Origin of the sequence: Providencia sp. PROV080, assembly GCF_033688105.1 — a bacterium.
Classification (GTDB): Bacteria; Pseudomonadota; Gammaproteobacteria; order Enterobacterales; family Enterobacteriaceae; genus Providencia; species Providencia zhejiangensis.
In genome coordinates this window covers 2,666,677-2,686,781 of record NZ_CP096346.1, presented here as the reverse complement: position 1 = coordinate 2,686,781, position 20,105 = coordinate 2,666,677, and the positions used below count along the sequence as shown (strand labels likewise).

Annotated in this window: 18 protein-coding genes and 3 tRNA genes; 16 read left to right on the top strand and 5 right to left on the bottom strand. The window is 38.6% G+C overall.

What is annotated here, in order from left to right; genetic code table 11:
- Positions 1-799: 799 nt before the first annotated feature.
- On the top strand, positions 800-2,269 hold the full coding sequence (gene dtpA / locus M1F03_RS11915; RefSeq protein ID WP_251464402.1) for a dipeptide/tripeptide permease DtpA: 1,470 nt from the start codon (positions 800-802) through the stop codon (positions 2,267-2,269).
- 66 nt (positions 2,270-2,335) lie between these two features.
- Here the strand turns inward: dtpA and M1F03_RS11910 are convergent, their stop codons facing one another.
- From M1F03_RS11910 to M1F03_RS11900, 3 genes are all read right to left on the bottom strand, one after another.
- Positions 2,336-2,824, bottom strand: a complete 489-nt coding sequence (locus M1F03_RS11910; RefSeq protein WP_154621837.1) for a DUF4822 domain-containing protein — start codon at positions 2,822-2,824, stop codon at positions 2,336-2,338.
- A gap of 188 nt (positions 2,825-3,012) precedes the next feature.
- A complete protein-coding gene (gene glpX / locus M1F03_RS11905; protein WP_154621836.1) occupies positions 3,013-3,996 on the bottom strand; it encodes a class II fructose-bisphosphatase in 984 nt (327 codons plus the stop codon).
- Positions 3,997-4,132: 136 nt separating this feature from the next.
- Complete coding sequence (locus M1F03_RS11900; protein ID WP_154621835.1) at positions 4,133-5,056, bottom strand: AEC family transporter; 924 nt, start codon at positions 5,054-5,056, stop codon at positions 4,133-4,135.
- A 631-nt stretch (positions 5,057-5,687) separates the two neighbouring features.
- Here M1F03_RS11900 and M1F03_RS11895 point away from each other — a divergent pair.
- The 14 genes from M1F03_RS11895 to M1F03_RS11830 all read left to right on the top strand — a co-directional run bounded on the left by M1F03_RS11895 (position 5,688) and on the right by M1F03_RS11830 (position 18,827).
- Positions 5,688-8,369, top strand: a complete 2,682-nt coding sequence (locus M1F03_RS11895; RefSeq protein ID WP_318839938.1) for a DUF2339 domain-containing protein — start codon at positions 5,688-5,690, stop codon at positions 8,367-8,369.
- Entirely contained in the window at positions 8,353-9,831 is a 1,479-nt protein-coding gene (locus tag M1F03_RS11890) for a DUF3999 family protein (protein WP_247047951.1), read from the top strand. The genes M1F03_RS11895 and M1F03_RS11890 overlap by 17 nt, the downstream gene beginning before the upstream one ends.
- Positions 9,832-10,039: 208 nt before the next feature.
- A complete protein-coding gene (locus tag M1F03_RS11885) occupies positions 10,040-10,321 on the top strand; it encodes a hypothetical protein (protein WP_154624558.1) in 282 nt (93 codons plus the stop codon).
- A gap of 47 nt (positions 10,322-10,368) precedes the next feature.
- Entirely contained in the window at positions 10,369-10,773 is a 405-nt protein-coding gene (locus M1F03_RS11880) for a GFA family protein (protein ID WP_154624557.1), read from the top strand.
- 206 nt (positions 10,774-10,979) lie between these two features.
- On the top strand, positions 10,980-11,396 hold the full coding sequence (gene psiE, locus M1F03_RS11875) for a phosphate-starvation-inducible protein PsiE (protein WP_154624556.1): 417 nt from the start codon (positions 10,980-10,982) through the stop codon (positions 11,394-11,396).
- 291 nt (positions 11,397-11,687) lie between these two features.
- Positions 11,688-13,241, top strand: a complete 1,554-nt coding sequence (locus tag M1F03_RS11870; protein ID WP_251464400.1) for an AbgT family transporter — start codon at positions 11,688-11,690, stop codon at positions 13,239-13,241.
- A 34-nt stretch (positions 13,242-13,275) separates the two neighbouring features.
- Positions 13,276-14,508 carry a peptidase T gene (gene pepT / locus M1F03_RS11865; protein ID WP_318839937.1) on the top strand — a complete coding sequence of 411 codons (1,233 nt, stop codon included), beginning with the start codon at positions 13,276-13,278 and terminating at the stop codon, positions 14,506-14,508.
- Between the two features lie 220 nt (positions 14,509-14,728).
- Entirely contained in the window at positions 14,729-15,415 is a 687-nt protein-coding gene (locus M1F03_RS11860) for a LuxR C-terminal-related transcriptional regulator (RefSeq protein ID WP_154624725.1), read from the top strand.
- Positions 15,382-17,214, top strand: coding sequence for an excinuclease ABC subunit UvrC (gene uvrC, locus M1F03_RS11855; RefSeq protein WP_163862268.1), 1,833 nt, complete (start codon positions 15,382-15,384; stop codon positions 17,212-17,214). The genes M1F03_RS11860 and uvrC overlap by 34 nt, the downstream gene beginning before the upstream one ends.
- 57 nt (positions 17,215-17,271) lie before the next feature.
- On the top strand, positions 17,272-17,820 hold the full coding sequence (gene pgsA, locus M1F03_RS11850) for a CDP-diacylglycerol--glycerol-3-phosphate 3-phosphatidyltransferase (protein WP_154624726.1): 549 nt from the start codon (positions 17,272-17,274) through the stop codon (positions 17,818-17,820).
- Positions 17,821-17,983: 163 nt separating this feature from the next.
- A tRNA-Gly gene (locus M1F03_RS11845) sits at positions 17,984-18,059 on the top strand.
- Between the two features lie 24 nt (positions 18,060-18,083).
- Positions 18,084-18,157, top strand: a tRNA-Cys gene (locus M1F03_RS11840).
- A 7-nt stretch (positions 18,158-18,164) separates the two neighbouring features.
- Positions 18,165-18,251: transfer RNA gene (locus tag M1F03_RS11835), tRNA-Leu, on the top strand.
- A 285-nt stretch (positions 18,252-18,536) separates the two neighbouring features.
- Positions 18,537-18,827: a hypothetical protein gene (locus tag M1F03_RS11830; RefSeq protein WP_249998971.1), complete on the top strand. Its 291-nt coding sequence runs from the start codon at positions 18,537-18,539 to the stop codon at positions 18,825-18,827.
- Between the two features lie 20 nt (positions 18,828-18,847).
- Here M1F03_RS11830 and M1F03_RS11825 read toward each other — a convergent pair whose 3' ends face one another.
- Positions 18,848-19,075 carry a hypothetical protein gene (locus M1F03_RS11825; protein ID WP_196712986.1) on the bottom strand — a complete coding sequence of 76 codons (228 nt, stop codon included), beginning with the start codon at positions 19,073-19,075 and terminating at the stop codon, positions 18,848-18,850.
- Positions 19,076-19,084: 9 nt separating this feature from the next.
- Positions 19,085-19,264, bottom strand: a complete 180-nt coding sequence (locus tag M1F03_RS11820; protein WP_250000507.1) for an ogr/Delta-like zinc finger family protein — start codon at positions 19,262-19,264, stop codon at positions 19,085-19,087.
- Positions 19,265-19,634: 370 nt separating this feature from the next.
- Here M1F03_RS11820 and M1F03_RS11815 point away from each other — a divergent pair, with 370 nt between their 5' ends.
- Complete coding sequence (locus M1F03_RS11815; RefSeq protein ID WP_251464398.1) at positions 19,635-19,814, top strand: hypothetical protein; 180 nt, start codon at positions 19,635-19,637, stop codon at positions 19,812-19,814.
- Positions 19,815-20,105 lie beyond the last annotated feature (291 nt).

The following is a 20,105-nucleotide window of genomic DNA, read 5'->3' as shown; positions in this document are numbered from 1 at the left end:
TACATGAAGTAATGCAATAATGCATCTAAGTAGTGAGAGTTTCACTCGTAGCAACGAAGATCCTTAAGTAGAATGCATTATGCCCAGCCGATTTGCTGGGCTTTTTTTTATCTAAATTTCCTCTCAACAACCCCCGTTATCCTTTTCATCTTAGTTGTCTGCATTGTTATTCATATTCTATGTTGATTTATTTTTAATCAAATTATTGTGTGTGAGATAACGACACGTTTTGACGAATAGCGCTATTCAACGGCTGTTTTATGGAAGTAAAAATAAGAATGTGTAGTTGATTTACACATTAGCACCAAAGAGATATAAATTTTGTCGCTATGCGCTTTAAATCAGAACAATATGCTTAACATATGATATACAATTGATTAATTAATGTCCATCTTGGATGGGGGAACTGGCTGTATAAGTGAGCTTAATCACGATATAAAACTATTGATAGGGCAATTAGTGCTAGCTAAATCTTTATTTTTGGTGCATAAATAGCGTATATTGCTTAATTGATTTTCGCATTCCTAGCGGTGTTTATCCCTATAAATGTTGAATAAATAATCAAATCTGCTTTAACTCATTGAATTTTATGTTTGTGATTCATAAACATCGTTTTACACACAGAGATGTTAATTTTGAAGGTTAAATCTATGGAGCCTAAAGTCAGGGATTTTGACGTCATTAGCCCGCAAAGTTTGGATTTTTCAACTTTAATTCTTGAGACAATAACAATGCTGAGGGTACAGACAGTACCCCATTTTGCTTTTTGCTTACGTACAGGTTGTCATAGAGGTAACTAGTGTCCACAACTAACAACAAAGAGGAAATCAGTCTTAACGCGTTTAAGCAACCTCGCTCGTTCTATCTTATATTCTCCATCGAACTCTGGGAGCGTTTCGGTTATTACGGTCTTCAGGGGATCCTTCCTATTTATCTTAGCCAAGTGCTGGGAATGTCAGAAACAGAGTCAATTACGCTGTTTTCTGCTTTTGCTGCTTTAGTATATGGCTTTGTGGCGATAGGAGGCTGGTTAGGTGATAAAATCCTAGGTACTAAACGTGTTATTGTGCTTGGTACGCTGGTTTTAATCGCCGGTTATGCTTTAGTGGCCTATTCTGACCATGATGTCTCCATGGTATATGTCGGTTTGGCAACCATCGCCGTAGGTAACGGCTTGTTTAAAGCTAACCCATCATCATTATTATCAACCTGTTATGCTAAAGACGATCCACGTTTGGATGGTGCATTCACGATGTACTATATGGCTGTTAACATTGGTTCCTTCTTCTCTATGTTAGCAACACCGTGGTTAGCCAAACATTATGGTTGGGATATTGCATTCTCACTCAGTGTTGTTGGTCTTGTTATCACCTTGATTAACTTCTTTATGTGCAAAAAATGGGTCGCGGCTCATGGCTCTAAGCCTGACTTTGTACCCATGGTCATTTCAAAGCTCTTAGCCACGCTCGTTGGTATTGTTGCACTGATTGCGATTTCAACTTGGCTACTGCACAACATGGATATTGCTCGTGCAGCGCTAGGGATTATTTCATTAGGTATCATTGTTATCTTTATTAAAGAAACGGTCGCGTTAGAGGGAATAGCACGTCGCCGTATGATCGTTGCGCTGATCCTGATGTTAGAAGCGATTGTGTTCTTTGTTTTGTATAGTCAGATGCCAACATCTCTTAACTTCTTTGCGTTACATAACGTTGAACATGAAGTTTTAGGTTTCAGCGTTGAGCCTGCACAGTATCAAGCTTTAAACCCATTGTGGATTATGATTGGTAGTCCGATCCTTGCGGCTATTTATAATAAGATGGGCGACCATCTACCGATGCCGCATAAATTTGCTATTGGTATGCTGCTTTGCTCAGCGGCGTTCCTTGTGTTGCCATTGGGTGCAAAATTCGCTAACGAAGCGGGTATTGTGTCAGTCAATTGGTTGATCATCTGCTACGGCTTCCAAAGTATCGGTGAATTGATGATTTCTGGTTTAGGTCTGGCGATGGTGGCACAATTAGTTCCACAACGTTTAATGGGCTTTATCATGGGGTCATGGTTCTTAACAAACTCCGCAGCGGCATTTATTGCTGGTTATGTTGCTTCTATGGCAGCAGTGCCAAAAGGGGAACTCACGAGTTCTGTTGATTCTCTGGCGGTGTACAGTGATGTGTTCTTGAAAATAGGTGTTGTTACAGGTGTGATCGCGATTTTGATGGTCGTCACCGCACCAATGTTAAATCGTATGACATTAGAGCGTGATTAAACGAATTTTATTGCTCGATGATTAAATAAAAGGGCCGAAACAGGCCCTTTTGTTATTTATGAAAAATTATTTTTTCACTTTATGGACGATATCAACATATTTTGAGGTATCGTCTTGTGATGGATAGATGCGGTAAGTGTATTCCTCTGGGGTCACTGTCACGTTTTCGACAACGCGAGTAAATAATACTTCACCCTTATCATTTTTGGCGGTAAGGGAACGGCTTTTTCCATCTTCACTGAATGACCAGTCACCTTGCATTTTCGGCTTACCCTCTAAAGTGGTCATCTTAAAAGTACCATCTGGGTAGTATTCCGCAAGTCCGAAGAAATTAGCCACTTGCTCATTGGCAGGGTCAACACGTTTTTTGTCTTGATCAAGTGCTTCTGTTGTCACCCACACTTTATCTACCATGATATCTTCATACGCATTGAGTTTCTTTTCGACAGAAGCTGATAAACCAACAGAGGCTGTTGAATTTGTATTAGCTTGGACTGTGAACGCCGCAACACTAGACAGCGCAATGATAGCGGCAATAAAAGGTTTCAATTTCATAAATACTCCATTATTAGATGACATTATAGATTGATTAAAGAGAGTCCTTATATAAAACTAGAAGATTAATGATGAAATGTGAAGGCGTAAATTATTGCCAATTATGTCTATCGTATAGTTATCTTTACGCAATAAATGCGTGTGAAGAAACTGGTACTTAACCAAAATACCAGTTTTAGGGGAGGTCGTTAGTTGAAGTGACGGTTGTTAATTATTTTTAATGAACGATTATTACCATTAATTAATAGTGTACTTGAAGTACGGCCATTCGCGTTATAAGCGATCCCTGACATTAATACGGTAGGAGTAATGGCGGTGGCGGCAAACATAACATCATCGGTACTGACCATCGTCTCTAACGTCAGTATCTCGCCGATAGCGACACCCATTTGCTGGCAACGTAACGCTTCTTGTTCGGCTAATAATCTATTTTCTGGGCTATCGCCTTTCGCTAAAGTTCGGGTAACTAAGCGGGCTTGCATGTCTCCACCTAGCGCACGTGCAATAGCAGCACTAATAATCCCTTCTGGGGCACCACCCGTGCCATACATCATATCGATAGGTTGCTCTGGCAATATAGCTAATAGTGAAGCTAAAACATCGCCATCGGGGATGGTAACAACATTCACACCAAAATGACGTAGTGTTTGCATAATATGCTGGTGGCGAGGCTTATCTAAAATAGCAATTGATAGATCAGCAATGGGTTTATTGAGTGCAGATGACAAATTCTCAAGGTTTTTTTCTAATGGATTGGCAAGATGGACCGCACCTTTAGCCTCTTTGCCGACAACCAATTTTTCCATGTACATATCTGGTGCTTGTAAAAGAGCGCCTGTTGGGGCTGCGGCTAGCACCGCAATCGCATTATGTTCATTACAGGCAACCATACGCGTACCATCGATAGGGTCAACAGCGATATCTAACTTCTGTTTTGCAGAAGGGTTTCCAACCTGTTCCCCAATATACAGCATAGGCGCTTCATCAATTTCACCTTCACCAATCACCACTTGCCCGTGAAAATCAATGGCGTTAAGGCGATTACGCATTGCTTCGACGGCGGCTTTATCTGCCGCATGTTTATCTTGTTTACCCACCCAATCGTGAGCTGCTAAAGCTGCAACTTCTGTAACGGAAGCGATTGCATACGCTAGTTCATCGCTAATTTGCATTATTTATTCCCTGAATAGTAAAACATCATATCTAGACATATAATACTTTTTTTGTGATCTATCTGGCAAATCGTTGGTGAGGAAAGCGGCTGGAGAAATAAAAGAAAAGCAGGCTAATTAGTAGCCTGCCTGTGTGTTATAGCGCTTCAACGATCGCAATACCGCCAATAATCGAAATTAAAGCGGCGAGCGTACTGAGTAATACGGTTCCTGCCGCAGTCTCAGTATAAGCCTTATTACTGATGGCTAATGCTGGAACGGCTGTCGCTGTCGGCAATACCCCAATAATAAAGGCAGATTTTAACATATCGCCTTGTAAGCCAAGAGCAATACCGGTTCCCAGTATTAAGGCAGCTTGCACAAAGTTCTTCACAAAGACGTTGAAAACGATCTCGACGCTAATTTTTAGCTTAATTCCAGACAGTAGTAAGCCTAGGAAGAATAATGCGACCCCTCCCGCTGTTTTACCTAATTCGTTTACTGAGTTTTGCAGTATTTCAGGTAACTTAACGCCAAAAATAGCGAATAAGGCACCTAGAATAGGTAGGAACACTAACGGTTGTGCGACGGCTTTGCCAATTGATTTTAAAATACCGTTGTTTTGTTGCTTGCCACTAATCAGCAACAGGGTAAAAGGAATGATAATAATGGTATAAATTAAATTTCCTAGCACCATCGCAATAAGACCAGATGAGCCTACTGTTGCTAAAAGCACCGGTGGCCCACAGTAGGCCATATCAGGGAAAGAAACGGATAGCGCTTGCATCGCTGAGTCTTTTTTATTATGTCGAAAAAAAACTTTACCGACTAAGAAACCGATTATATAAGAAACGATCAAGCCAACAGCTAATGCTAATAGATAGTCAATATTGAGCAGCACAGAAGGTGGGGCTTGTGCTGCGGCAAGGAATAGGGCAAAAGGTAGTGCAATTTTAACAACAAAGTCAGCAAATGCTTGGGAATATTCACGTTTTATAAAGCCGTATTTTCCTGATAGCCAACCGACCGCTAAACCGAGAATGATTGGTCCAAGTGCGGCCATTATTACTTGTAATAACATAATGTCCTCATGAGATGAAATAAAATATTACCCGAATAGACAAATTATGACGCACGAAAATTCACCACTTAAAAAACTATCTTATTTAGATAATCTTATTTGTGCTGATTTCAAGTGTACGGGCAGTACCTCTTTTAGTGGTAGTGTTCACTGTATTATTAATTAGCGCTAATTTTTAATAACGCAAATATATAAATATCACAAATAAATTAGAAAATATGGAAAAATAATCATTATCTATTAAATAAGGTCGTTAATGACAAAAAAAGAGGTTCTTAATAATAAGTAAACATAAAATGAGGGTCATTTTTACAATAAAATAACGCTATTTTAGAACAGTCTTGACTCGACTACGGATAGTGACCTACTGTTCATAATAACTCTTTTTTTGACTAGTATTTTGAGGTATTGTTCAGCCTTGGCTTTAATTTGTAATAATTTATTACAGCTAGTTGGCAATAGGTAGAATGCTATCTACACTAGTCCAATATTTAGATGCTCTTTTTTTGGCTAATTTAATGATGAGGGAAGCCTATTTGTGGATATTTTGATACTAGTAGGGTTCGTAGTTATTCTTTTAATGGTAGTTTCACCTATACTTGCCATTATTGCGATGCATCGCGTAAGTCGAATGAGATCTCAGCTATCAGAGTTAAATCAACGCGTTATTTCATTAGAACAAGCGTTAAAGCCTGATGCTGATAGCTCGGAAAATCGCCAATCGGAGCTAGTCCATACAGCGGAAATGGCCTCGTCAGAAAAAAAACAAACACCGCCAATTTTATTTCAAGAAACTCCTCATTATCCACACAGTTTAACTGGTCATTCAACCACAAATGCATCATTGGAGCCGCATTCGCAAACTGGCGTAATAATGTCAGCACAGGAATCGCAAACATCCGTGGATGTTAATCGCTTTGAGCGTCGTGCAAATAATAAAACGCAATTACAAAATGACAGTAATTGGTCTTTATTTAGTCACTTTTTTAGCTGGGTTTGGAAAGGTAATCCGCTTGCTAAAATCGGTATTTTATTATTATTTTTTGGTATCGCATATTTATTGAAATTTGGCGTACAAAATAACGTATTATCCCCACAATTACGTTTAATAGTCAGTTCGATTGGTTGTTTGTTACTGCTTGGTATCGGTTGGTATTTACGGCATAAAAAGACGTTATTTGCATTAATATTACAAGGTGGCGCCGTAGGGTGTTTTTATATAACCGTTATTGCAGCATTTAAAATGTATTCGCTACTGCCATACGGCATGGCATTTGTGGCAATGCTGATAATTTGTGCCGCCAGTATTGTGCTTGCCTTATCGCAACGAGCGATCAGCTTAGCGATTTTAGCCTCGCTCGGCGGATATTTAGCACCTATCCTGCTGTCTACTGGGGGTGGTAATCATATATTTCTCTTCTCCTATTATTTGATGCTATCTGCCGCTATCTTAATTATTAGTGTCTGGCAAGCTTGGCGCCCGCTTAATCTAGTCGGTATGTTTATGACTTATTTTGTCGCGGTTCTATGGGGTTGGGAATACTATCAAACTGACTATTATGTCTCTAGCCAAATTTTTCTTATTGCAAATTTGATTGTCTTTAATGTGTTAACGCAACTATTTGCTTTACGTTACCCACATGATAAGCAATTAGTTGTTGATAATACGTTATTATTTGTACCTCCTTTTATTAGCCTTGCGATACAGTATGCTATTTCTTGGCAAATCAATGTTGTTCCTGCATTTGTTGCATTGTTGCTAGGCGCATTTTATTTATTGGCCGGTTTCCGGATCCATAAAAAATATGCAGCCACCGGAAAAGAACTTGCATTGGGAAATATGATTATTGGGGCAAGTTTTGTCACGTTAGCGATACCCTTGGCGCTTTCATTCGAATGGACATCTATTATTTGGTCTATTGAAGGGCTATTGCTGCTGTATTATGGGTTTTCGGTACAAAATAAAAAATTGGCGACAGTTGGAGTATTGCTTATTTTAGTGAGTGCGATAACGCTATTAGGTGGTTTCTCACTATATACTTGGAGCCGTTCCAGTGTTTATATGGTTCCTGTTTTGTTAGCAGCCTGTTTTAGTGCAGGGGCTATGTTCCATGTTCGACGTGAAACCTCAACCAACTTCAATATTGTGAGCCATGGGTTATTACTTCTAGGATTAGCCGTTTGGTATTTTTGGCTCCCAGCCATAACGGATATTTTGTCTTGGAGTGGGGAATCTGAAAGCTTCATCATTATGGCATTAGTGATTATTTCTGCCTGGCTCTGGCGAATATTAGCCATTAAAGCTGATTGGATTGCACTATTATTGTGTCAGTCCTTTATTTGGCTGGTGGGGTATTACTATCTTGCCGTAGATTTTATTCAAGATGAAAACCCTATGGGTAGAGGAGAGGGGTCTCTTATTTGGCCCGTCATGTTGGGTAGTTCGGTGTTATTCGCCATGCATGCCCAAAAAGCGCATTATATTTGGATGCAACGTATTCTCCATGGCGCAACATTTTGGCTAATCATCGCGTTTATTGCGGCACAAGTGAATTGGTTTGTTGCGATCCTCCCTTGGGGGATGAATGAGTTAGGTTATTTTATTTATGTCATGACGATAACCTTAACGACGCTAGTGTTGTATTGGCTACAAAGCCAAAAAATGCCACCAATGAAGCGAAATGGTATTATTTATTGGTATAGCTTCTTGCCAGTTATTCTTGTGCTTATTGTGTTGTCATTTGTCGCTAATTTAGAGGATGGCAAACTGACATTCTGGAATTATGTTCCTCTGATTAATCCATTAGATGAAGCTGGGTTATTTAGCATCGCATCATTACTATTGATGCGTCGTGGTTTAGTACAAAAATTGAAAAAAATAAGGGTGTTCGATCTCTGGGTTATTAGGGGATTAAGTCTTGCTGCTATTGTTCTGAGCATATTATGGTTTAATGGCATTATGCTTCGAGCAATATCTGATTTTGCCGAGATTAACTGGAATGCTCAAGCACTCTTTGATTCTCGCTTGGTGCAAACTATTCTTTCTATTAGTTGGTCATTAGCTGCTTTAGCTTTTATGATTTTTGCCAGCCTCAAACAAAACCGTCTCAGTTGGCTGTTTGGCGCGGGAATTTTTGCCTGTGTAGTCGTGAAATTATTCTTGGTTGATATCTATGGGCAGGACGGTTTATTCCGCGCTATAAGCTTTATTGTTGTCGCAATACTTATTTTAGTTGTTGGTTATTTTTCTCCACTACCACCAAAAATGGCTCAAGAGAAAGGACTTAATGAGGCTGATGATGAAACTAAATAAAAATCCAAGGAGTTGGCTGGTATTTGTGATGCTAGCTTTTTTTCTCTTATTCTCGGGGACAATTTATGCCGAAAATAAAAAAATATTAACACCTTATGATTTTTATCAGGGGGTTGAGTTAAAAGAGTCCAGTCATAACATTCCATTTGCTTGGGTTGAACTTCCCGTTGAAGCCTATGTTAATTCTGCTTACCCTAAAACGTTACAAGATGTCAGGGTATTTAACGGTACGGGTCAGGAAGTGCCTTCTGCGCTCTTTTACGATTCAGAAGAAAGCAGTCAAACATCACCAATTCGTTTCTCTTTACAGCCTTTAATGACGCGTGAAGAACAATTAAACTTAAAAGAAGAAACAGAGGACGATAAACAGTATCTTTTGGTGGAAACCATACCGAATAAACTGACTCGCCTAGAATTACCCTCTATGCAACAGTCGAAAGATACACGGTATCAAGCTTATCTTTTAACTCGCCAACAGGATCAACAAGCTCTTTTCCCTGCTCAAACATTAAATTTAGAGTGGGGAAAGAGTGATCAAGATTGGCAAGGCAAAGCATTTATTTATGCTAGTGATGACAAACAACATTGGGTAAATATTTCAGCTTATCAGCCAGTGATGAATCTCAGCTCGGATGCCGGTGTTATTCAAAATAATACAATTGAATTATTAAAGGGGAATGATTCAGCGCTAAGTGCGCCTTATCTAATGGTGATTATTGTTACGACTAAAGATACAACCCTACCTGAACTCAAGACAGTACAGGGAATTGGTAAAACATTCCATGCAACAAGACAGCAAGAAATTTGTCGTTTTATTACTCAGAATGAAGGTGTCTCTTTAAATCAATTAATCTACCGTTTACCTTCACCTCAGCCATTGAGCTCAATTGTCATTCAGTTACAACAAACAAATCGCGTAATTCCATTACAAATTGAATATGCCTCTAATTCAGGCGAAAATTGGCTACCGTTGACAAATATGGTTGCTTACCATCAAGTGAATAATGGAGAACAAACTCGTAACCCAGAGATAGCGTTAAATGACTTAATGATTAAAAAACTGAGGATTACGGCATTGAAAGGGAGCTGGGATGATAAGCCCCCTTATATAGAAGGAAAACGAGATGCGGTTAATTTAGTTTTTAATGTACAAGGAGCGTCGCCTTATTTATTAGTTTGGGGGAGTCACCTCGCCAGTATGGATGGGCTAAATTACCAAGAGCTTATTGGGCAATCATTAACGGTTGAGCAGCTCATGCATAATTATCCTGAATTATCACTCGCAAAAGAAGTTATTGAGTTAGGTGGTGAAGAGCAGTTAACCATCAATGGCTCAGAGGGTAATAATTTTGATTGGATGATCCTTGTTATCTGGTTGCTGTTAGGGATTGGGATTATTGCCTTACTGTATTTCTGTTGGTATCTCTTAAGAGAAATTAACACTAAATCGACTAAAAAATAGCACAATGCATTAATTGTGTTCCTGAATCAATAAAGTGGGTGAGTTAAACGGCTTCATCCACTTTATTATTATTTGGCCAGCCTATTCTTAAATAAAAAAATCTACCACACCAAAAAATTTACAATTTTTTCCAAATGATTACCTTCAGACAGTATATTTTGATGCGGTAATGCGCTAAAACAAATACTTGGAAACAGGAGGGTGACCAATGAAAAGAGGTTTTTTTTCAAAGCTATTTATCGCTATTGCATTATTAACTAGTGCTTCTATCGTTGCACAAGCAACGGATACTGTGAATTTGCATGATTACGAAAAAGTGAAAATAGTATATTCATTGAAACAGGATAAAATGCAAGATTCAGGTGATATTGAATCACTACGTGAACGAGTAGAAGTCAATCGCGCAGAGCTAGAGGAAATGAATACAGACCGTCGTCTTAGTGATCGACAATTCCGTATTCATCATAAAAAAAATCGCTTTTTTCATTAGCCGATTCTATAGTGATACAACAACGTTAATAATAAAAAGGAACGACCCTGTATCAGGGGCAATGTCTTTGTGGGGCGGTAAAAATAGTCACGTCTCAGCCTATCGATAAAATCAGTGTCTGCCATTGCAATAGCTGTCAACGTTGGAATGGCAGCCCTAGTTTTACTCTTGATTGCAAAGAGGATGTGATTATTGAAGGGGAAAATAGCGTAACGCGTTTTGCCTCATCGCAGTGGGGGGAACGTGCATTTTGTCAGCGATGTGGTACACATTTATTTTATCACTTTCATTCACCTTCTTCTTATTATGTTTCCGCCGCTTTATTTGCAGAAAGTCGCCATGCTAATCTTGCTATGCAGATATTTGTTGATAGCAAACCTAACTATTATTACTTTATTGAAATAATACCAATGCTGACAGAGCAAGATATGATAAAGTTGATGAATAAATAGACTATGTAGAGAGCGTTGCTGCTAGCTATTCAAAATATTATCGGTTTTGTTTTCCTTCTATCCTGTTAATGTCATAAATATCGATTACAATAAATAAAAAGACTTATCACTTGTTATAGATATTCATTTAACGCTGTTTATTTGATATAAAAAAGATAGATGAATGCCCTATAGTAATATGACGCCTAGTTTAGGAAATTTAACTAATGAATAGTATGAGAAATATGCGACATGCCAGCAATATCGCATGGGTGTTGCAATGGGTGCTGAATATTGGATTGATAGCATTAGCGATCGTACTTGTTTTCTTTTTGGCTAAAGAAACATACACCATGGCATCTTTAATGTTTAGTGGGCAGAAGGAAGCAACAGCTTATGAATTATTAGAAGGAATTGTCATCTATTTCCTTTATTTTGAGTTTATTGCTTTGATAACTAAATATTTTTTATCTGGTTACCACTTCCCATTAAGGTATTTTATCTATATCGGTATTACTGCCGTGATACGCTTGATTATTGTCGATCACAGTGACCCCATGACGACGTTACTTCACGCTGGCGCGATTTTAGTTTTAGTGATTGCTCTTTATATCGCCAATACCGAAAAACTCAAACGAGAGTAGAATATTTTAAATAATTTTTTTTATAAAAAGGAATGTTACACATTCCTTTTTCTTATATTTCTTTAGTTAAAATATAGCCATTAATATCTTAGCTAAAGAATTTCCCCTTACCAAAAGCCTGTTCTATTTTAGTGGAAAACATTAAGTAATTTGCAATGATAAATTATCTTAATGCAAGTGTGGGCAACTGGTTTATCCTGTTAAATATTCGAAAGAAAGTATTTTACTTTTTATAAAGGGTTATTTAGTGTGTAAAAGTTTATTACTCTAATAACTTAAGTACTTGCGAATATGACAACAAATACACTCCCTAAAAAAAAGGGCTTCTTAAATCGCGTTGAGCGTATTGGTAACGTTATGCCTGACGTTACAATGCTATTTATTTATGCCTTGATAATCTGTTGGTTTCTATCTTATTTACTCTCATTTGTAGATTTTAATTACTACCATCCAGTGTCAAAAGAAAAAATATCTGTCGTAAATATGTTTAACTATGAGGAAATCATATTATTCGTTACGTCGGCAGTGAAAAACTTCATTAACTTCCCACCTCTTGGAATAACAATCGTTGCAACTTTGGGGATAGGGATCGCTGAGAGTAGTGGCTTTATCAATACAGCCTTGAAAAAAATGCTCTCGTTTATTACGCCAAAAATGCTGACACCAACAGTGGTTTTTGTGGGTATCGTTTCTCACATCGCGTCTGACTCCGCTTATGTTATTTTAATGCCGGTCGCAGCGATGATGTTCTACGCAAGTGGTCGTCATCCATTAGCAGGTATAGCCGCCGCCTTTGCAGGCTTAGCGGGTGGGTTTACAGCAAGTTATACACCTTCAATCATTGATCCAATTATGCAGAGCTTTACACAAGATGCAGCGCAAATGATGGCTCCAGGCTATAGCGTTAATGTCTTATGTAACTATTTCTTCAGCCTTGGTGGTACGTTTGGTGTTATTTTTACGTGTTGGTTCATTACTGAAAAAATTGTCGAACCTTGGCTAAATAAAAACTGCCCAATTACAACAAGCCAAGTTGATACTGACGCAGAGCAAAATTTAGGCAAAATTACACCGTTAGAAAATAAAGCATTTCGTGTATCAGGCCTTGTTGTGCTTGCACTGGCTGCTGGTTTATTTGCTTTATTATGGCCAGAGAATTCATTATTACGTGGTCCTGACGGTAGTTTGACTAGCCCGAAAGCCCCAATAATGCAAATTGTTGTGCCATTGCTGTTTATTTTCTTTGCATTGCCGGGTATTGTTTATGGTTATATGACTAAATCCTTTACCTCAACCAAAGATGTGGTTAAGGCAATGGAAAATATCACCAAGTCATTAATTCCATTTATTGTATTTGCTTTCTTCGCGGCGCAGTTTCTATATTCATTTCAGCACTCAAACCTCGGCACATTATTGGCGCTATCGGGTGCTGAATTATTGCGTACCTTAGATATGCCTTCAGAATTGACGGTATTCGGTGTCATTTTATTGACTGCAATATTGAATATTATGATCACATCAGCAACTTCCAAATGGGCGATTATGGCGCCTGTTTTGGTACCCATGTTGATGGCGGTTGGGATCTCTCCGGAACTAACGCAAGCGGCTTTCCGCGTGAGTGATTCAGCGATGAACGTCAGTACACCGATGTTCCCATTCTATCCGTTGATTTTGATGTATTGCCAAAAATATTACAAAAATGCTGGTATTGGAACACTTTGCTCGATGATGATACCGTTCACGGTCGGCTTGTTGGTAACATTAACCGCGACGTTGTATCTGTTCTGGGCATTTGATATTCCAATTGGTTTTGATAGTGGTTACACATGGCAACCAACGCCATAAATAAGTTGGCGGATTGAGTAAAAGGAACAAAAAAATGAATGAATTAGGTAAACAGCTTGAACAACGTTTCTTTCGCTATCTAGCAATAGAAAGCCAAAGTGATGCAGCAGCAACGGTTGTTCCAAGCACGGAAGGGCAACGTGACTTAGCAAAATTGCTGGCAAAAGAGCTAGAAAGCTATGGTTTAAAAGATATTTATATCGATGATCATGCTATTTTGTACGCGGTTCGCCCTGGTAATAATCCTTCAGCACCGAAAATTGGTTTTGTGACCCATTTAGATACCGTAGATGTTGGATTATCACCCGTCATTAAGCCTCAAACCTTAAAATATGAAGGTAAAGATCTGTGTTTGAATGCACAAGAAGATATTTGGTTTAAAACAGCAGAGCACCCAGAAGCGGCACCTTATGTAGGGGAAGAGATTATTTTTAGTGATGGCACGAGTGTACTCGGTGCAGATAATAAAGCGGCGGTCACTGTTGTTATGGAGTTAATGGATAAACTGCAATATGCTGATTTTGCATGTGGCGATATCTACGTTGCTTTCGTTCCTGACGAAGAGATTGGGTTGCGCGGCTCAAAAATCATGGGCTTGTCACGCTTTAAAGTCGATTTCGCTTACACTATTGATTGCTGTGCATTGGGCGAGGTGGTTTATGAAACCTTTAATGCGGCTTCTATTGATGTTTCGATTAAAGGAATAACCGCACATCCAATGTCTGCAAAAAATGTGTTGTTAAATCCAATTCGTGTGGCGCATGACTTTATTGGTTGTTTTGACCGTTTTGATACGCCTGAGCATACAGAACAGCGCGAAGGCTATTTTTATGTGACTGACTTAGTAGCCAATCCGGATAATGCAAAAATTAAAATGGCTATCCGCGATTTTGACCGTAATAGCTATGAAGCTCGTAAGCGTTATATCGGTGAAGTGGTTGAGTTGATAAGAGCACGTCATCCAAAAGCAAAAATTGAATTCAAAATAGAAGATGTGTACAGCAACATTAGTGATTCACTAGGTAGTGACCGTACTGCTATTGATTTAATTTTTGACGCGCTAAAAATTCAAGGCGTCGAGCCAAATGTTATTCCTATGCGTGGAGGCACTGATGGTTCAGCTCTGTCAGCAAGAGGGATTTTAACGCCTAACTACTTCACGGGTGCGTTGAATTTCCATTCTCGTTTTGAGTTCTTACCATTAAGTTCTTTCGAGAAAAGCTATTTGGTTTCAGAGAGCATTTGCCGCTTAGTCGGCCAAAAATAGTTTATGACAAGTCGTTTCTCTCATTATCAAATAACCATGTTTATGCATGGTTATTTTATTTGTATTCAGTATGGTTTTTAAAAATCCATTTTTAATTTTTATTAAACTGCGGAATATTAAATCCATCGGCTAATGATGAAATAAAAAAACTGTATTTTATCTTATAAAATTGCTATTTATGGAGATGGATATTAACGTGCAATAACATATAGAGAAATAAATGATTAATATTATAATTATTGACGATAATAATATTTTAATTCGCGGGCTGGAAGCTATTTTTAATCGTCATAAACGCTGTCATGTTGTCGCGTCATTTCCCTTTATCGAGCAAGCCATTTCGTGGAATAGAAAACAAAAAGCCAATATTATCTTAATTAATAGCGATAATTGCCAATTTGAATCATTAAAAAACTTGCAAACCTTAAGACGGACTCAACCTGATGTCGGAATTATCATTTATAATATACACAATCACTATGCTTTTTTATTGAAGGCTCTTGAGCTTGGGATCCAAGGTGTGTTGAGTGCAAAAATTGAAATTAATGAATTTTTAGAAGCCATACAGATAGTCAATGCGCGCAGTAAAATTATTTCCCCCGATATTGCACAAGCCATCGCATTGAAACGCATTCATCAAAACGATCAGACGGATATCTATGAGTTATTATCCACTCGTGAACTTGAAATCATGCTCTTCATCACTCAGGGGATTTCGACCAAACAGATTGCACAGCTTCTTAATTTGAGCCCTAAAACGGTAAATACCTATCGATATCGAATGTTTGGTAAACTTAATATCCGTAGTGATGTAGAATTAACTCATATTGCTATCAGCTATGGGTTAATCGTAGCCAAACAGGGTTTATTAGGGTGTCAGAACAGTTCGAACCAAAAGCTTTCTTAAAAACAGTCACCAATCAACCTGGCGTATATCGAATGTATGATGCTGGGGGAACAGTCATTTATGTTGGAAAAGCTAAAGATTTAAAAAAACGGCTTTCCAGTTACTTCCGAACGACAGTCAGTAGCCGAAAAACTGAGCAGCTAGTAAAAAACATTGCCTCTATTGATGTGACGATCACACACACAGAAACCGAGGCCTTGTTACTTGAACATAACTATATCAAGCTTTATCAGCCACGCTACAATGTTTTGTTGCGGGATGACAAATCTTATCCTTATATCTTTTTAAGTAAAGAAACACATCCGCGACTCTCTATGCACCGTGGAGCAAAACACGCGAAGGGGGAATACTTTGGTCCGTTCCCTAATTCCTACGCGGTTCGCGAAACATTAGCGCTGATGCAAAAATTGTTTCCAATTCGTCAATGCGAGGATAGTGTTTACAAAAACCGTTCAAGGCCTTGTTTACAGTATCAGATAGGTCGCTGCTTAGGGCCTTGTGTTAAAGGGTTAGTTAGCGATGAAGAATATGATCAGCAAGTCAATTACGTACGTTTATTCCTAACAGGCAAAGACCAACAGGTCTTAACAGGATTGATAGAACGGATGGAAAAGGCAAGTCAGGAGCTGCGTTTTGAAGATGCTGCACGTTTTCGCGATCAAATTCAGGCCGTACGTGCAGTCACGGAACAACAATTTGTTTCTGGTGATGGTGAAGACCTTGATGTTATCGGTGTTGCATTCGAATCAGGGCTTGCCTGTATTCATGTGTTATTTATTCGACAAGGTAAAGTATTGGGAAGCCGTAGCTATTATCCAAAAGTTCCAGCAGACACTTTACTTGAAGAAGTAGTACAAACTTTCTTAGGGCAGTTTTATTTGCAAGGCAGTGAAAATAGAACATTACCCGGTGAAATCCTCTTAGATTTTTCATTACCAGAAAAAGAATTACTAGCGGACTCTTTATCACATATTGCAGGTCGAAAAGTGCAGATCCAAACGCAACCTCGAGGGGCGAGGGCGCGCTATTTAAAATTAGCTCGAACGAATGCGCTTACTGCACTACAAACTAAGCGTGCTCAGCAATCAACCATTCATCAAAGAATGGCATCTTTAGCAAAAATTGTGGGTATGGATGCCATAGCACGTATGGAATGTTTTGATATTTCCCATACGATGGGAGAGCAAACGGTCGCATCGTGTGTTGTGTTTGATAAGAATGGCCCCGTTAAATCAGAATATCGACGCTATAACATCACAGGAATTACTCCCGGTGATGACTATGCAGCCATGCATCAAGTTTTAACCCGTCGCTATGGTAAGCATCTGGATGAAAGTAAAATACCCGATATTATTTTTATCGATGGTGGAAAAGGGCAATTAGGGCAAGCGAAAGATGTCTTTGATTCACTGGATGTTGATTGGGATAAAAATAGACCTCAACTTATTGGCGTTGCAAAAGGGAGCGATCGCAAAGCGGGCCTTGAAACGCTATTTTTTAAGCCTGAGGGCGAGGGCGTAGCTTTACCGCCTGATTCACCTGCATTACATGTGATTCAACATATTCGTGATGAGTCACATAATCATGCGATAACAGGACATCGCCAGCGTAGAGCAAAGGTAAAGAATACCAGCGCGTTAGAGTCAATTGAAGGTGTTGGACCAAAACGTCGTCAAATGCTACTAAAATATATGGGAGGCTTACAGCCACTGAAAAATGCGAGCATAGAAGAGATAGCAAAAGTGCCCTCGATCTCATACGCGTTGGCAGAAAAGATTTATAATGCATTGAAACAGTAGGTGTCTTAGGGCACCATACTTATTAAATCCAATTTGGTCAAAAAGTTACTGAGCATGATGAAATTAAATATTCCTACGTGGTTGACCCTGTTTCGTGTCATCTTGATACCGTTTTTTGTGCTAGCTTTTTATTTACCTGTAAGCTGGGGCCCATTTGTTTGTGCATTAATTTTTGTTATTGCCGCAGTAACAGATTGGTTTGATGGTTATTTAGCGAGGTTATGGAAGCAAACAACTAAGTTCGGTGCCTTCCTAGACCCTGTTGCTGATAAGGTGATGGTGGCGACGGCATTAGTTCTTGTCACTGAAAGTTTTGATGTTTGGTATGTTACCTTACCTGCCGCCACAATGATTGCACGTGAAATCATTATTTCATCATTAAGAGAATGGATGGCTGAAATTGGTAAAAGAAGTAGTGTCGCTGTGTCTTGGATAGGTAAATTTAAAACAACCGCTCAAATGATGTCTTTAGTTGGGTTGTTATGGCGTCCAAATTTACTTATTGAGAATCTGGCTATCGCATTATTGTATGTTGCCGCTATTTTAACGTTCTGGTCAATGTATCAATATTTGAAGGCTGCATGGGCAGATTTGAGCGAAGCTTGATCGAAATGATTGAAAAAACAGCGAACGAACGGTTTTAAGTGATTTTTTTAAATAATTGTGTTGACTCAAAATGTGAAATCAGTAGAATGCAACGCATCGAACGGCAACACGGTTTACGAAAAAAAATAAGTAAATCAGCCAGTTTGAAAAGCGAAAGCTTTAGGCGGGAATAGCTCAGTTGGTAGAGCACGACCTTGCCAAGGTCGGGGTCGCGAGTTCGAGTCTCGTTTCCCGCTCCAATCTCAGTAAGAGATTAAGAAGAAGGCGCGTTAGCAAAGCGGTTATGCACCGGATTGCAAATCCGTGTAGCTCGGTTCGACTCCGGGACGCGCCTCCAAAATTTAGCCCAGGTGGTGAAATCGGTAGACACAAGGGATTTAAAATCCCTCGGCCTTTAGGCTGTGCGGGTTCAAGTCCCGCCCTGGGCACCAAATAAAAACTGCGTTGAATAACAACGGGTTAGGGAAAGAAAAAGCCACCTAATAGGTGGCTTTTTTGCATCTGGAATTTGTCGCTGAAAATCAAAAGTGGCGGCAGAATGGCGGCACCTTGGCGGCGCTGTTTATAATTACAGTATCCTTTCTTCATAATAGTCATTCTTCATAACAGTGATATTTGTCACGTTCTTCAGATAAAAAACATTCGCTCCAAGTAGACTTAACGTAAATATTGATTATAGTCACTGTTCAATAAATTTTATAAATAGGATGCGAGTAGTGAAAAAGTTTGTTATAGGCATTTCCGCAGTTTTAGTGATGTTCATTTCTTTAACAAATTCAGCTAATGCAAGAAATTACCCCTGTTCTGGCAGTAAGGGAGGGGTAAATTATTGTGAGAATGGAAAGTTTGTTTGTAACGATGGTTCGATAAGTAAATCTAAAAAAACTTGCTCTGGATATACAAAGCAAAATACTGCCAACAGCAAGTCATCAACAACAACGAAAAAACAATCCCCGCCAGCAAAAACCAAGCCTACAAAAAATACAGATAAAACTACCAACAATTAAGACCAGCCCCATGTAGGGGCTTACTTCCAATCTCTGTAAGTTAGCTTAACGTCATCTCGTTTGGCGATAACGTCACATAAACTTTCAATTTTTTGATACTGCTCTTTGTCTTCTTTTTCTTTGAGGCCATACATTACCGCTTTGATAGAGTAAACCCCAAATAGAGCAGCAAACGCACATTTAAAAAGCGTTGCAGAAACAGCTAACCGCTTTTTTAATGAACCCGTAATATAGATAACTTTTAACATAACGAATCCTTAAATCTGCATTGTGTATTGATCATTTTTATAATGTGCAACTACAGCATCAATAAGTTGAGTCTTAACGATGTATCGCGCCACGGACTCATGACTTACAAAAGTGGTGCTGCAATTGATATTTTGGCACTGATTATAATTTTCTTTGGTTTCGTTGGTGATATAGCGTGAGCTACGAATGCGGGTAGGTTCATTATCTCACCTAATGTCTACGCAGATTCTTTAATTGAAGATCCAGTAAAAATATTTGTGATGATAAATTATAACTGGGGAATAGGCCACACAGGTTTAGTTGTAGGGGAAGGCGAAGAAGCGCTTCTTTATGATCCCTCTGGAGAATATAGTAAATGTGGATCTGATGATTGTTTCGGTAGTATAGAAGCATATCGACTTCCTAGAAGTCCGGGAGAGTTTTTTTAGCTATCCTGAGTTTACATGGAATGATTATCTTTCATTTCAAAAATGGGATAGTGAAGATATTCAACTGATTGAGTTTACAGTACCTAGGGCGCAAGCTGAAAAAATCACAGAATTAATTTATGATCATGGTATGGCTGGATGGGCTATGTGTTCAGATATTGTATTTACTATTTTGAAGCAAAGTAGTGGCATCTTTAGCTCTCTTGAAGCGAACTCGCTGATGCGTGAAGACCCATGGACGTTAAGGCATAAATTACTTGAATTGTATTTTCCAAGTACAAGAGGTTTTATGACCTACACTGTAAAATAGTGTTTTATAAATTACAGGAATATTTAAAAGTTATGAATGACGCTAAATTAAAATTAGCTATATCTTATGCTTCACTGTTCTTTAGTGTTTTATTTTTTTATCTTGAATTAGTTCATGAGTATTTTTTTCGATTCTATCCTGTTTCGGTTAACTCAAGTTTAATAATGCCCTCTATAAAATTAATCTCTTACTCTTTATTTATATACTTTGTGCTGCTTTGTTTTTTTATTGTGTTTTTATCAAAAAAGTCATTAATGATCAGTAAAAGATATCGATTAACTGTTTATTTTT